Consider the following 13,117-nt stretch of genomic DNA (forward strand, 5'->3'; position numbering starts at 1 on the left):
TCACTCACTCGTCTAAAAACATCTCAACCAGTTGATTTACAACGACTAAACAACATTGGCACCACCCTTGCTATCAACCCTCAAGCCACGCTCGTTGCCCGGCACGAGCCTGCCCATCGTCATCCGCCACCAGCAGTGGATGAGTCTGAACAATGAGGAGTTGATATGAGCGAATTGCGTTTTACCGTCGATCACGAATGGTTGCGTCTTGAGAGCGATGGCCTGATCACCGTGGGTATCACCGCGTATGCCCAGCAAGCGTTGGGTGACGTGGTCTTCGTTCAAGTGCCTGAATTGCGCACCTTCGGCGCTGGCGATGAGGTGGCGGTGCTGGAGTCGGTGAAAGCTGCCAGCAGCGTGTACATGCCGCTGGACGGCGAAGTGGTCGAAGTGAATTCGACGCTGGAAAGCTCTCCCGAATTGATCAACGAAGACGCCCTGGGTGAAGGCTGGTTCTTCCGTATGCGCCCGAGCGACGCCACCGCGATGGACGCCCTGCTCGACCAGGCCGCTTACGAGCGCCTGACCAATGACGACGCTTGAGGATTTGCGTATGACCACCCTCCTCGACACCCGCAACGAATTCATCGCCCGCCACATCGGCCCGCGCGCCTTTGATGAGCAAGCCATGCTCAACAGCCTCGGCTTCGACTCGCTGGAAGCCCTGAGCGCCAGCGTCATCCCCGACAGCATCAAGGGCACCAGCGTCCTCGGCCTCGAAGACGGCCTGAGCGAAGCCGATGCCCTGGCCTTGATCAAGTCCATCGCCGGCAAAAACCAGCTGTTCAAGACCTACATCGGCCAGGGCTACTACGGCACCCACACGCCGTCGCCGATCCTGCGCAACCTGCTGGAAAACCCGGCCTGGTACACCGCCTACACCCCGTACCAACCAGAAATTTCCCAGGGCCGTCTCGAAGCGCTGCTCAACTTCCAAACCCTGATCAGCGACCTCACCGGCCTGCCGATTGCCAACGCCTCGCTGCTGGATGAAGCCACCGCCGCCGCCGAAGCCATGACCTTCTGCAAACGCCTGAGCAAGAACAAGGGCAGCCACGCCTTTTTCGCCTCCGTGCATTGCCACCCGCAAACCCTCGACGTGCTGCGCACCCGGGCCGAGCCGTTGGGCATCGATGTGGTGGTTGGCGACGAACTTGAACTGACTGACGTGACGCCGTTCTTCGGCGCCCTGCTGCAATACCCGGCGAGCAACGGTGACGTCTTCGATTACCGCGAGCTGACCGAACGCTTCCACGCCGCCAATGCGCTGGTGGCGGTCGCCGCCGACCTGCTGGCCCTGACCGTGCTCACCCCGCCGGGCGAATTCGGTGCCGACGTGGCCATCGGCAGCGCACAACGTTTCGGCGTGCCGCTGGGCTTCGGTGGCCCGCACGCGGCGTACTTCTCCACCAAGGACGCATTCAAGCGCGACATGCCGGGCCGTCTGGTCGGCGTGTCCGTCGACCGTTTCGGCAAGCCGGCGCTGCGCCTGGCGATGCAGACCCGCGAACAACACATCCGTCGCGAGAAGGCCACGTCGAACATCTGTACCGCGCAAGTGCTGCTGGCCAACATCGCCAGCATGTACGCCGTGTACCACGGCCCGAAAGGCCTGACCCAGATCGCCAATCGCGTGCATCACCTGACCGCGATTCTGGCTACAGGCTTGAAAAAAATCGGTCTGAACGTCGAGCAAGAAAACTTCTTCGACACCCTGACCCTGAACACCGGCGCCAACACCGCCAAGCTGCACGATCAGGCGCGCGCCCAGCAGATCAACCTGCGCGTGGTCGATGCCGAACGTCTGGGCCTGTCTCTCGACGAAACCACCTCGCAAGCCGACGTGGAAACCCTATGGGCCCTGTTGGCCGACGGCCAAACCCTGCCGGACTTCGCCGCCCTCGCCGCTTCGGTGGTCAGCACGATCCCGGCCGCGCTGATGCGCCAGTCGCCGATCCTCAGCCACCCGGTGTTCAACCGTTATCACTCGGAAACCGAGCTGATGCGCTACCTGCGCAAGCTCGCCGACAAGGACCTGGCGCTGGATCGCACCATGATCCCGCTGGGTTCCTGCACCATGAAACTCAACGCCGCCAGCGAAATGATCCCGGTGACCTGGGCCGAGTTCGGTGCCCTGCACCCGTTCGCCCCGGCCGCGCAAAGCGCCGGTTACCAGCAACTGACCGACGAACTGGAAGCGATGCTCTGCGCCGCCACCGGTTACGACGCGATCTCGCTGCAACCGAACGCCGGTTCGCAAGGGGAATACGCCGGTCTGCTGGCGATTCGTGCCTATCACCAGAGCCGTGGCGAAGACCGTCGCGACATCTGCCTGATCCCCTCGTCCGCCCACGGCACCAACCCGGCCACCGCCAACATGGCCGGCATGCGCGTGGTCGTCACCGCGTGCGATGCCCGTGGCAACGTCGACATTGAAGACCTGCGCGCCAAGGCCATCGAGCACCGCGAACACCTCGCCGCGCTGATGATCACCTACCCCTCGACCCACGGCGTGTTCGAGGAAGGCATCCGCGAAATCTGCGGCATCATTCATGACCACGGCGGCCAGGTGTACATCGACGGCGCCAACATGAACGCCATGGTCGGCCTCTGCGCGCCGGGCAAGTTCGGCGGCGACGTGAGCCACCTGAACCTGCACAAAACCTTCTGCATCCCGCACGGCGGTGGCGGCCCGGGCGTCGGCCCGATTGGCGTGAAGTCGCACCTGACGCCGTTCCTGCCGGGCCACGCGCAGATGGAACGCAAGGAAGGCGCGGTCTGCGCGGCACCGTTCGGCAGCGCGAGCATTCTGCCGATCACCTGGATGTACATTCGGATGATGGGTGGCGCGGGTCTGAAACGTGCTTCGCAACTGGCGATCCTCAACGCCAACTACATTTCCCGTCGCCTCGAAGAGCACTACCCGGTGCTGTACACCGGCAGCAACGGCCTGGTGGCGCATGAATGCATCCTCGATCTGCGCCCGTTGAAAGACAGCAGCGGCATCAGCGTCGATGACGTCGCCAAGCGCCTGATCGACTTCGGCTTCCACGCCCCGACCATGTCGTTCCCGGTCGCCGGCACGCTGATGATCGAGCCGACCGAAAGCGAATCCAAGGAAGAACTGGACCGCTTCTGCGACGCCATGATCCGCATCCGCGAAGAAATCCGCGCAGTGGAAAACGGCACCCTGGACAAGGACGACAACCCGCTGAAAAACGCCCCGCACACCGCGGCGGAAATCGTCGGCGAGTGGACCCATCCGTACAGCCGTGAGCAAGCCGTTTACCCACTCGAAACCTTGATCGACGCCAAATACTGGCCACCGGTCGGTCGCGTCGACAACGTGTTTGGTGATCGCAACCTGATCTGCGCCTGCCCGTCGATCGCCGACTACGCCTGAGAACAACGCATAACCCTGTAGGAGCTGTCGAGTGAAACGAGGCTGCGATCTTTTGACGTTGATGTTTAAAAACAAAATCAAAAGATCGCAGCCTCGTTTCACTCGACAGCTCCTACAGGTGCACGTCAGCTCATCCAGCGAACAAAAAGAGGACTCCACCATGTTCAGCAAGCACGACCAGATCAAAGGCTACGACGACGAACTGCTGGCGGCGATGAACGCCGAAGACGCACGGCAAGAGCACCACATCGAGCTGATCGCTTCGGAAAACTACACCAGCCAACGGGTGATGGAGGCGCAAGGCAGCGGCCTGACCAACAAGTACGCCGAAGGCTATCCGGGCAAGCGCTATTACGGCGGCTGCGAACACGTCGATGTGGTCGAACAATTGGCCATCGACCGCGCCAAACAGCTGTTCGGCGCCGATTACGCCAACGTCCAGCCGCACTCCGGCAGCCAGGCGAACGCAGCGGTCTATCTGGCGTTGCTGCAAGCCGGCGACACCGTGTTGGGCATGAGCCTGGCCCACGGCGGTCACCTGACCCACGGCGCCAAAGTCAGCTTTTCTGGCAAGTTGTATAACGCCGTTCAGTACGGTATCGACACCGCGACCGGGCTGATCGACTACGACGAAGTCGAACGTCTGGCCGTCGAGCACCAGCCGAAAATGATCATCGCCGGCTTCTCCGCCTATTCAAAGACCCTGGACTTCCCGCGCTTCCGGGCGATTGCCGACAAGGTCGGCGCTTACCTATTTGTTGATATGGCCCACGTTGCCGGGCTGGTGGCGACCGGTCTGTACCCGAACCCGATTCCCTTTGCCGATGTCGTCACCACCACAACCCACAAAACCCTGCGCGGTCCGCGCGGCGGCCTGATCCTGGCCAAGGCCAATCCGGAACTGGAGAAAAAACTCAACTCAGCGGTGTTCCCCGGCGGTCAGGGTGGCCCGTTGATGCACGTGATCGCCGCCAAGGCGGTGTGCTTCAAAGAAGCGCTGGAACCAGCGTTCAAGACCTATCAGACGCAAGTGATCCGCAACGCCCAGGCGATGGCCAAGGTCTTTATTGATCGAGGCTACGACGTCGTGTCGGGCGGTACCGACAACCACCTGTTCCTGGTCAGCCTGATTCGTCAGGGCCTGACCGGCAAAGACGCCGACGCCGCCCTTGGCCGTGCCGGTATCACGGTGAACAAGAACGCCGTACCGAACGATCCGCAATCGCCGTTCGTGACCTCCGGCCTGCGCATCGGTACGCCGGCGATCACCAGCCGTGGGTTCAAGGAAGCCCAGAGCATCGAGCTGGCGGGCTGGATCTGCGACATCCTCGATCACCTCGGTGATGCCGATGTCGAGGCCAACGTCGCCAGACAGGCTGCCGCGATGTGCTCTGACTTCCCTGTCTACCGCGATTGATCCGCAGCGGGAGGGTCAACCCCTCCCGCTCGCGCCAAAGGAAAAATGACATGAGCGAAGTGGTGGAATCGACCGGCAAAGCACCGGTAAAAATGGAAGTCGGGGTCAAACTGCGCGGTGCAGAAAAGGTCGCGCGAATTCCGGTGAAGATCATCCCGACCGATGAGTTCCCACGCAAACCCGACTGGATTCGCGTACGCATTCCGATCTCCCCCGAGGTCGACCGGATCAAACAGCTGCTGCGCAAACACAAGCTGCACAGCGTCTGTGAAGAAGCCTCCTGCCCGAACCTGGGCGAATGTTTTTCCGGTGGCACGGCGACCTTCATGATCATGGGTGACATCTGTACCCGCCGTTGCCCGTTCTGCGACGTCGGCCACGGCCGGCCAAAACCGCTGGACGCCGAAGAACCGATGAACCTCGCCGTGGCCATCGCCGACCTGCGCCTGAAGTACGTGGTGATCACCTCGGTGGACCGCGACGACTTGCGCGACGGCGGCGCCCAGCATTTCGTCGATTGCCTGCGCGAAATCCGCAAGCTGTCGCCGGGCGTGCAACTGGAAACCCTGGTGCCGGATTACCGTGGCCGGATGGACGTCGCCCTGGCGATTACCGCCACTGAGCCACCCGATGTGTTCAACCATAATCTGGAGACCGTCCCGCGCCTGTACAAAGCCGCACGGCCAGGTTCGGATTTCGAGTGGTCACTGGATCTGCTGCAGAAGTTCAAGCTAATGGTCCCGCGTGTACCCACCAAATCCGGCCTGATGCTGGGCCTTGGCGAGACCGACGAGGAAGTCATCGAAGTCATGCAGCGCATGCGTGAGCACGATGTCGACATGCTCACCCTCGGCCAGTACCTGCAACCGTCTCGCAGTCACTTGCCGGTCCAGCGTTTCGTGCACCCGGACGTGTTCGCCTGGTTCGCCGAGGAAGGCACGCGGATGGGCTTCAAGAACGTTGCGTCCGGTCCGCTGGTGCGCTCGTCCTACCATGCTGACCAACAAGTTCAGGGAGCAACGAACACTGTGGATTGCCTACTTACTGCTGGATTCGCCCCCCATTGAAAGCTTCACGCCGTGCGTTGCGCTCTTCTGTGGGTGTAAACGACTGTCAACTCATTTTGCCAACCCGCCCGGTGGTGCCCGCTCGTTGAGTGGGACCGCCGGACAGGTCCGCAGACTCAGCCCTTGGCCGCCATCGCGGTGACTTCCACACGCATGCCTTCAACCGCCAGAGAGGCCACGCCAACGGCGGCCCGAACTGGCCAGGGTTTGGCGAAGAAGCGCTGGTAGACCTCGTTGAAGGCGGCGCGATCGGTCATGTCGGTGAGGTAGATGGTCAGATGCAGAACCCGGTCCATGGAACTGCCGGCGTGCTCCAGCGCAACCTTGAGCGCCTGCAACGTGCATTCGCTCTGCAGGGTGATGTCGCCCAGTTCCAGGCTGCCGTCGGCGCGGGTGGGGATTTGAGTGGAGACCAGCAGGCCGCCGAAACCGGCAACATCCGAGGAGATGGAATCCGGATCAGCATCGGGGAGGAAGGTGAGGTCGTGGTTTGCCATGGGGATCTCTTGCTTGAGGGGGTAAAGAGGCTGTCGAGTATATAGCGACTGGAAAACTCAGTGTGGAACGCCCAGGTCGGTAGCTCATTCCACTAGCGAGATCAGACGCGGCTCAATTGAGGTCTCAAACACCTCAAGCAGAGCCAGCGTCACCGGCAGCTTGAAGCGCCGGCGTCCCGCGCTGCCGGGATTGAGGTAGAGCTGTTCGCCGCGCCATTCTATGCGGGGCTTGTGCGAATGGCCGGTGATCACCAGCCTTATGCCCGCATCAAGCACAGCAGGGACATCGGCACTGTCATGTACCAGCAAGGTCGGCCATCCGTTCAGGTCGAAACATAGGCTGTCGGCGAGATTTTCCGCCCACAGGGCGTCCAGATCATTGTTCCCGCGGACCACATGCAGCGGGGCTATTGATGCCAGTTGTTCGAGAATTTCGGGTTTGCCGATGTCGCCCGCGTGAATAATCCGTTCACAACCCTGCAGTGCAGCAAGGGCTTCAGCGCGGAGCAAGCCATGGGTATCGGAAATCACGCCGACTTTCATGCAGCGCTCCAGACCCGGTTCAAGCATCGGCACCTACTTCTCAAAGCGACCCGTGGCGTCACGGTCGCGCTCGTATCGTCTGGTGAGCGGAAACGGCGGCAACCAGGACTCTCGACGCACGGTCCAGCTTTCGTAGGTTGGCATCAGTTGGTCAGGGGCATCCAGGGACCCCAGGTTCACTTCGATTTCGTCGTCGGTGTGCGCAAAAACGGACGAGCCGCAGCGGGGACAGAAAAACCGCCCGGCGTAGTCGCGTGTTTCGCCTTCGATCGTCACCGCACTCTGAGGGAATATCGCAGAAGCGTGAAAAAGCGCCCCATGATGCTTGCGGCAGTCGAGACAATGACAAAGGCCGACCCGGTATGGCAGTCCCGACGCCTCAATTCGGACGTTGCCGCACAGGCAACCACCCGTGAATCGCTCCATGCTGCGTCTCCTCTAAAATCAAGCGGTCGGAACGTGATCCCCCGACTCAAGGCGCATTCACCACGACATACGTCACATCGCTGCCCTGATACTGCGGTTGATACCAGGTGGAACCGCACTGCATGTAAGCCGTGTTGTACTGGATGACTTGCACGCAACTGGGGGGCAATTGCGCTGGCGTGAAGATCGATCCGACCACCGCCGCTGTCACTGCGACCGTTGCGGTGACAGCCGCCGCCGTGGCGATCGGATGGTAGTGATCGTCGTAGCCATAGCGGCCATTCCCGTCTACGTCGATGTCCACGTCGCGACTGTTGTCGATGTTGACGTTACGGTTGCTGTTGTTGACGTTGGTTCGGTTGCCGACCGTGTTTGCGGTATTGGCCCGATTGCCAGAGTTGACTGTGTTGCCAGCATTGACCCGATTTCCAGAATTGACTCTGTTGCCGGTATTGGCCCGATCTGCGGTATTGACTCTGTTGCCCGCATTGACGTTGGCAGCGCGTTGCGCGGTATTGCCGGTGTTGACGCGCTGAGCCCTTTGGGCACTGGGCGGCGGCGCACGATTGACCGATGCCCTGGCGTGCCCTTGGGCGCGCTGAGGTCGGGCATCCACATAAGTGACCAGGCTCAGCGTCAGTACCGAGGTGGTTACGAGCGATAACAACAGGCTCCACGACATCGTCCTGCTCATGTCATTCCCCTCCCTGATCACTGGCTTTCTTCATAGGAATCGCCACATCGCCCTTACGCGGTGCGAAGGTGAAGATCGAGTCCTTGATGCCCGGCTTCAGGTTCCAGCGATACACCGCGCTGTATTCCGGAAAACCCGGTTCATCGGTGGTAGTGATCACCAGTTTGCACGGCAGCGGCTTGTCGGATCGGGTGATCCACAACTGCCAGTCAACGCCCTCCTGCCGAAAGGCCAGGTGATCACACAGTTGTCCCTTGATCGTCGACGGGCCGACGTACAGCGCCTCTTTCAGCGCATCGATCTGTGCCTGATCGCTGCCAAACAGAAACAGGTCCTCCATGGGCACCTGAATCCCGTAATGGTTTTCTATCAAGTGCAGCGTATCGGAGACGTCAGGTGGCGCATCCACGGTGGTGTAGTACTTGAGGAACGGTGAATACTGGGTCAGCTTCTTGCCGTTGTAGAAGAACTCTCGCGTTCGAACATCGCCTTCCGTCTTGGCATACATCCGATCGCGACCCACCACTTTCAGGACAGTAGAAGCCTCGGTCTTGATCTTCTGACCAGACTCCAGAACGATATCCCGGGACACTTCGGCGTCGACCTGAAACGTCGGCAAGCCGCGCAGGTGGTTGCCCATATCGATGAGTTTATCGACCACTTGCGGGTTGATCGTCGGAGTGGCGTCCGGTGTTGGCGGATCGTCGGCACGCGCGCCCGGGGCCAGCGCAAGGGTGAACAACAGGCAGAAAACACTCGCGTTGGCTTTCATTGATCCCGCTCCTTGGCCTTGGCACGACTCTTAAGCCTAGACCCGGCGTGACCCGTTCGCCAGAGGGGCTCAAAACCCTATGGGCAAACCCGATTGCAGCACTCTATGATTGAACCCCATGACCACCACGCCTCCGATCCGCCAACCCTGCCCGCCCGGCGCCTGCGACTGCGGGCGTGACCCGTTGTTGGAAACACCGGGTGCGGACGTGCGCATCCTGTTTCTGACCCGTTCGGAAGAAAAGCGCCTGATCGAACGCCTGGAAAACCTCCAGAGCCTGAGTGACCTCGAGCGTCTGCAACGGCGGATGTATGAACAGTTGGGCATCCGCGTGGACATCCTCCCCAGCTTCAACGAAGTACGCACCATGCGCGGCATCGGTATCAACCTCGGCGAACAACCGGGGCTATGCCGCAAGACCCGTCAATCGATCCCGGCCGCGATTCGTCGCGCACTGGAGAAACGCCCGGAGATTGCCTACGAGCTGCTCAACGCCAACGACCTGTTGCGCGATGCGTGAAATCAGCCCCATGAACATCGTCCTCGAAGCACCAGCAAAATTCATTGCCATGCAACGAAACAGGATCAGCGGTCATACGCAGAGCCTTGGCCGCTGCTATGCCTTCTCATGGGAGCATTGGTTTCAAGCCAGTCAGGGATGAAGCTGGACACTCAAGCGTGACCGTGGTCCCGGCACCCGCCAGGTACGCGAAGAGCAACAGGTGCCAATCCGTAGCAGGAGGTGGCCAATGTTATTCATAGTCAGTTGGTCTATCAGTTCGGCAAATCGTAACAGCGCGATCGAGCGTTTCCTCAAGACCGGGGGGGCGCCACCCGCTGACGTCAAAATGCTGGGACGCTGGCACGCCGTCGGTGGCGCCACCGGTTTTGGCGTGGCAGAGGCCAGTGATCCGGTGGCCATTCAGAAGTGGGTGCTGGAATGGAGCGACCTCATGACCATGGAGGTCCAGGCGGCACTGACCGATGAACAGATAGCGCCGCTGCTGGCGGCCGCTGTCCGCAAGCAATAGTCGTTGGGGTGGCGAGCCGGGCTCGCCGCCTCATGCCCTCCCGCACGTCTAACAACACATTCCCTATGGCCGGTCCAGGCACGGATTGAGAAATTCGTCTGGTTGAAGTGTCAGCAATCATCCGAATCCACGACCCAACTGTAAAGCCCATGAAACAAAGGCCTGCGGCCGAAAAACAAATGACTGGATATTTCACAATTCGTACCTACGCTCATCGCGGGGGATCCAATTTTTCGTGGGCGGTTGGGGGCTCGTCTCAGAGTACTAACGCTAGTGCGCAGGAGCTCGACATGAACCGGACAACGTTATCCTCGGCGTTCGCTGTATCAGTACTGTTGGCTGCAATGGTTGTTCCCGGCCTCACTCAAGCAGCCGACAAAACAGTCCCCAACATTGTTGTCATCATGGGAGACGATATTGGCTGGTCCAATATCGGTGTCTACAACCAGGGCATGATGGCCGGTCGAACCCCCAACCTCGACCAGCTCGCGGCTGAAGGCATGCGTTTCACCGACTACTACGCCGAGGCCAGTTGTACCGCCGGACGCGCCAACTTCATTACCGGCGAACTGCCGATCCGTACCGGGATGACCACTGTCGGGCAGGCCGGTTCTCCCATTGGTATTCCCGCCGAAGCGGTCACCATCGCCACCACACTCAAGTCCATGGGTTACGCCACCGGCCAGTTCGGCAAGAACCACCTGGGCGACTTGAACGAATTCCTGCCGACCGTGCATGGTTTCGACGAGTTCTTCGGCTATCTCTATCACCTGGACGCCATGGAAGATCCGGCGCACCCCAATTATCCGCAAGATCTTCTAGCCACCGTCGGCCCACGGAACATGGTTCACAGCTGGGCCACGACGACTGACGACACGACCGTGATGCCGCGCTGGGGCAAGGTCGGCAAACAGAAAATCGAAGACGCCGGCACCCTCTATCCGGAGCGGATGAAAACCGTCGACGACGAGATTCGCGACAAAGCCTTCACCTTCATCGACAAAGCCAAGCAGGACAACAAACCGTTCTTCCTGTGGCTCAACCCGACCCGCATGCACATCGTCACTCACCTCTCCGACAAGTACGAAGCAATGCGCAACGCGCAAAATGGCTGGTCGGAACAGGAAGCCGGCATGGCGCAGATCGACGACATCGTCGGCGACGTGATGGCCAAGCTGAAAAAAGACGGCATGGATGACAACACCATCGTGATTTTCACCACGGACAACGGCGCTGAAAACTTTACCTGGCCGGATGGCGGCACCACGCCGTTTGCCATGGGTAAAGGTACGGTGATGGAAGGTGGTTTCCGGGCTCCGGCAATCATTCGCTGGCCGGGCAAGGTACCTGCCAACCAGGTGGCCAACGGCATCATGTCAGGCATGGACTGGTTCCCGACCCTGGTCGCGGCGGCGGGCAACCCGAACATCACTGCAGAACTGCTCAAGGGCAAACAACTGGGTGATACCACTTACAAAGTGCACCTGGACGGCTATGACCAGACACCCATGATCACTGGCAAAGGTCCGTCGAATCGCCATGAGATCTTCTACTTCGGCGAAAGCACGCTGGGCGCAATCCGTATCGATGACTTCAAGTACCGCTTCATTGACCAGCCCGGTGGCTGGCTGGGGGCAAAAACCACGCTGGACATGCCGATCCTGACCAACCTGCGCCTCGACCCGTTCGAACGCGCCGGGTGGCCGGAAAACATGGCGGCCAATGGCTCGCTGGAGTATTTCGAGTGGTTCAAATTCCAGTTCTGGCGCTTCGTGTTTGTTCAGCAGCAGGTGGTCAAACTGGCTGAAACAGCGGTTGAGTTCCCGCCCATGCAAAAAGGCGCGAGCTTCAACCTCGAAGCAGTCAAAGCCAAGATCGAAGCGGCCCGGGCGGCCATGGGCAAGTAAGCAGTTGAATTCGCGGGTGGCCAGCGCTCGCCACCCGCGCTCATGACGGACATTTGCTGAGGTGATCCCATGCAGATAAAAACATCCGCCCTGCCCGCCATTACCCTGTGCGCCCTGTGCAGTCAGCACGCTTACGCTGGCGGCATCATGCTCTATGAAATCGGCACCGATAACGCCGGCCTGGCCAACGCCGGTGCCGCCGCCCGGGCTCAAGGCCCCTCGACCATCGCAAGTAACCCGGCCGGCATGAGTTATCTGCCTGGCACACAGATCACCGGTGGTTTGCAGGTTCTCTACGGCGACCTGAGCTTCGATCGTGACTCAAACACCAACGGCACCGGCACTGGTAGTGGCAACGCCCTCGACCCGATTCCCGGTGGCAGCTTCTTCGTCAGCCATCAATTCGATGACCACTGGAGCATTGGCTTCGGCCAGTACGCTGACTTTGGCCTGGCGGCCAATTACGACAACGACTGGTCCGGGCGTTACTTCGCGCAAAACGCCAGCCTCGCCGGTTTGTCTTTCGTGCCCAGCGTGGCTTATCGCTTTAACGAGCAATGGTCGGTGGGCGTCGGCGTGAAAGCCATGTACGGCATGCTGCAAGCCCAAACCGCGATCGACCGCTCGCCTTTCGGCTTCACCGACCGCAGCGACGGCCAATTCAAATACAAGGACAACGATTGGGGTTTCGGCGCGAACGTGGGGGTGATCTATGCCCCGCAACCCGGCACCCGCATCGGCCTTGCCTACACCAGCAAGGTCGATCTCGAGTTCGAGGACGGGCTGGACGTCAAAGGCGACGGGCCCGCGCTGGAGCGCCTGGACGGGCTGAACACCCAACTCGACATGACCGTGCCGCAAACTGCAACGCTGAGTCTGTTCCAGCAACTCGACCCGCAATGGGCCCTGCTGGCCTCGATCAACTGGCAGGACTGGTCAGAGTTTGGCGATATCGCGGTGCAAGTCGACACCGCCGCGTTTGGCGCTCAATCGACGACGGTCGACGCCCATTTCAAAGACACCTGGCAACTGGCGCTCGGCGCGCAGTATCAGGCCACACCACAACTGCTGTGGAACATCGGCGTGGCGTACGACAGCAGTGCCGTTTCGGACGGAAATCGAACTTTTACCGTTCCCATGGGCGAATCCTGGCGCATTGCGGCCGGAGCCACCTATGCTCTGAACAAGGTCACCGACATTAATGTCAGCTGGGCCATGGTCTGGTTGGGGGATATGCCAGTGGACCAGACCAAATCCACGTCGGGTACTCGAACTTCCGGAGAGTTCGACAATGCCTGGATTCAGGCCTTGACCGGCAACATGACCTGGCGCTTCTGATGCCCTGCTATCGAAAAAAAAC

General features: G+C 60.5%; 13 protein-coding genes. 8 read left to right on the forward strand and 5 right to left on the reverse strand.

Annotation, left to right across the window (positions count from 1 at the left end; genetic code table 11):
* Positions 1 to 165: 165 nt before the first annotated feature.
* The 4 genes from gcvH (at position 166) to lipA (ending at position 5,887) form a co-directional block, all read left to right on the forward strand.
* The gene (gene gcvH, locus ACMXYJ_RS21585) at positions 166 to 543 is read left to right on the forward strand and encodes a glycine cleavage system protein GcvH (protein ID WP_415756828.1); all 378 of its coding nucleotides are present in this window, start codon (positions 166 to 168) and stop codon (positions 541 to 543) included.
* A 10-nt stretch (positions 544 to 553) separates the two neighbouring features.
* Entirely contained in the window at positions 554 to 3,403 is a 2,850-nt protein-coding gene (gcvP, locus tag ACMXYJ_RS21590; protein ID WP_415756829.1) for an aminomethyl-transferring glycine dehydrogenase, read from the forward strand.
* A 160-nt stretch (positions 3,404 to 3,563) separates the two neighbouring features.
* Positions 3,564 to 4,820, forward strand: a complete 1,257-nt coding sequence (gene glyA / locus ACMXYJ_RS21595) for a serine hydroxymethyltransferase (protein WP_415756830.1) — start codon at positions 3,564 to 3,566, stop codon at positions 4,818 to 4,820.
* Between the two features lie 50 nt (positions 4,821 to 4,870).
* Complete coding sequence (gene lipA, locus ACMXYJ_RS21600) at positions 4,871 to 5,887, forward strand: lipoyl synthase (protein WP_415756831.1); 1,017 nt, start codon at positions 4,871 to 4,873, stop codon at positions 5,885 to 5,887.
* A 116-nt stretch (positions 5,888 to 6,003) separates the two neighbouring features.
* Here the strand turns inward: lipA and ACMXYJ_RS21605 are convergent, their stop codons facing one another.
* The 5 genes from ACMXYJ_RS21605 to ACMXYJ_RS21625 form a co-directional block, all read right to left on the reverse strand.
* The gene (locus ACMXYJ_RS21605) at positions 6,004 to 6,384 is read right to left on the reverse strand and encodes a RidA family protein (protein WP_415756832.1); all 381 of its coding nucleotides are present in this window, start codon (positions 6,382 to 6,384) and stop codon (positions 6,004 to 6,006) included.
* A gap of 84 nt (positions 6,385 to 6,468) precedes the next feature.
* Complete coding sequence (locus tag ACMXYJ_RS21610; RefSeq protein WP_415756833.1) at positions 6,469 to 6,927, reverse strand: metallophosphoesterase family protein; 459 nt, start codon at positions 6,925 to 6,927, stop codon at positions 6,469 to 6,471.
* A 33-nt stretch (positions 6,928 to 6,960) separates the two neighbouring features.
* Positions 6,961 to 7,353 (reverse strand): GFA family protein, encoded by a 393-nt coding sequence (locus ACMXYJ_RS21615; RefSeq protein ID WP_415756834.1) that lies wholly within the window; start codon positions 7,351 to 7,353, stop codon positions 6,961 to 6,963.
* A 46-nt stretch (positions 7,354 to 7,399) separates the two neighbouring features.
* Positions 7,400 to 8,047 carry a hypothetical protein gene (locus tag ACMXYJ_RS21620; protein WP_415756835.1) on the reverse strand — a complete coding sequence of 216 codons (648 nt, stop codon included), beginning with the start codon at positions 8,045 to 8,047 and terminating at the stop codon, positions 7,400 to 7,402.
* A 1-nt stretch (position 8,048) separates the two neighbouring features.
* Complete coding sequence (locus tag ACMXYJ_RS21625) at positions 8,049 to 8,819, reverse strand: DUF2092 domain-containing protein (RefSeq protein ID WP_415756836.1); 771 nt, start codon at positions 8,817 to 8,819, stop codon at positions 8,049 to 8,051.
* A 118-nt stretch (positions 8,820 to 8,937) separates the two neighbouring features.
* Between ACMXYJ_RS21625 and ACMXYJ_RS21630 the strand changes: the two genes are divergently transcribed.
* The 4 genes from ACMXYJ_RS21630 to ACMXYJ_RS21645 all read left to right on the forward strand — a co-directional run bounded on the left by ACMXYJ_RS21630 (position 8,938) and on the right by ACMXYJ_RS21645 (position 13,095).
* Positions 8,938 to 9,339 (forward strand): hypothetical protein, encoded by a 402-nt coding sequence (locus tag ACMXYJ_RS21630; protein WP_415756837.1) that lies wholly within the window; start codon positions 8,938 to 8,940, stop codon positions 9,337 to 9,339.
* Between the two features lie 229 nt (positions 9,340 to 9,568).
* Positions 9,569 to 9,850 (forward strand): DUF3303 domain-containing protein, encoded by a 282-nt coding sequence (locus ACMXYJ_RS21635; protein ID WP_415756838.1) that lies wholly within the window; start codon positions 9,569 to 9,571, stop codon positions 9,848 to 9,850.
* A gap of 290 nt (positions 9,851 to 10,140) precedes the next feature.
* On the forward strand, positions 10,141 to 11,757 hold the full coding sequence (locus tag ACMXYJ_RS21640) for an arylsulfatase (protein WP_415756839.1): 1,617 nt from the start codon (positions 10,141 to 10,143) through the stop codon (positions 11,755 to 11,757).
* A gap of 69 nt (positions 11,758 to 11,826) precedes the next feature.
* A complete protein-coding gene (locus ACMXYJ_RS21645) occupies positions 11,827 to 13,095 on the forward strand; it encodes an OmpP1/FadL family transporter (RefSeq protein WP_415756840.1) in 1,269 nt (422 codons plus the stop codon).
* Positions 13,096 to 13,117: the final 22 nt, after the last annotated feature.

This window comes from Pseudomonas arabinosi, from assembly GCF_047758675.1.
Classification (GTDB): Bacteria; Pseudomonadota; Gammaproteobacteria; order Pseudomonadales; family Pseudomonadaceae; genus Aquipseudomonas; species Aquipseudomonas arabinosi.

Bases quoted from the DNA above. Each gene is read 5' to 3' on its own strand.
- gcvH (WP_415756828.1), top strand. From the start codon at position 166: ATGAGCGAATTGCGTTTTACCGTCGATCACGAATGGTTGCGTCTTGAG.
- gcvP (WP_415756829.1), top strand. From the start codon at position 554: ATGACCACCCTCCTCGACACCCGCAACGAATTCATCGCCCGCCACATC.
- glyA (WP_415756830.1), top strand. From the start codon at position 3,564: ATGTTCAGCAAGCACGACCAGATCAAAGGCTACGACGACGAACTGCTG.
- lipA (WP_415756831.1), top strand. From the start codon at position 4,871: ATGAGCGAAGTGGTGGAATCGACCGGCAAAGCACCGGTAAAAATGGAA.
- ACMXYJ_RS21605 (WP_415756832.1), bottom strand. From the start codon at position 6,384: ATGGCAAACCACGACCTCACCTTCCTCCCCGATGCTGATCCGGATTCC.
- ACMXYJ_RS21610 (WP_415756833.1), bottom strand. From the start codon at position 6,927: ATGAAAGTCGGCGTGATTTCCGATACCCATGGCTTGCTCCGCGCTGAA.
- ACMXYJ_RS21615 (WP_415756834.1), bottom strand. From the start codon at position 7,353: ATGGAGCGATTCACGGGTGGTTGCCTGTGCGGCAACGTCCGAATTGAG.
- ACMXYJ_RS21620 (WP_415756835.1), bottom strand. From the start codon at position 8,047: ATGAGCAGGACGATGTCGTGGAGCCTGTTGTTATCGCTCGTAACCACC.
- ACMXYJ_RS21625 (WP_415756836.1), bottom strand. From the start codon at position 8,819: ATGAAAGCCAACGCGAGTGTTTTCTGCCTGTTGTTCACCCTTGCGCTG.
- ACMXYJ_RS21630 (WP_415756837.1), top strand. From the start codon at position 8,938: ATGACCACCACGCCTCCGATCCGCCAACCCTGCCCGCCCGGCGCCTGC.
- ACMXYJ_RS21635 (WP_415756838.1), top strand. From the start codon at position 9,569: ATGTTATTCATAGTCAGTTGGTCTATCAGTTCGGCAAATCGTAACAGC.
- ACMXYJ_RS21640 (WP_415756839.1), top strand. From the start codon at position 10,141: ATGAACCGGACAACGTTATCCTCGGCGTTCGCTGTATCAGTACTGTTG.
- ACMXYJ_RS21645 (WP_415756840.1), top strand. From the start codon at position 11,827: ATGCAGATAAAAACATCCGCCCTGCCCGCCATTACCCTGTGCGCCCTG.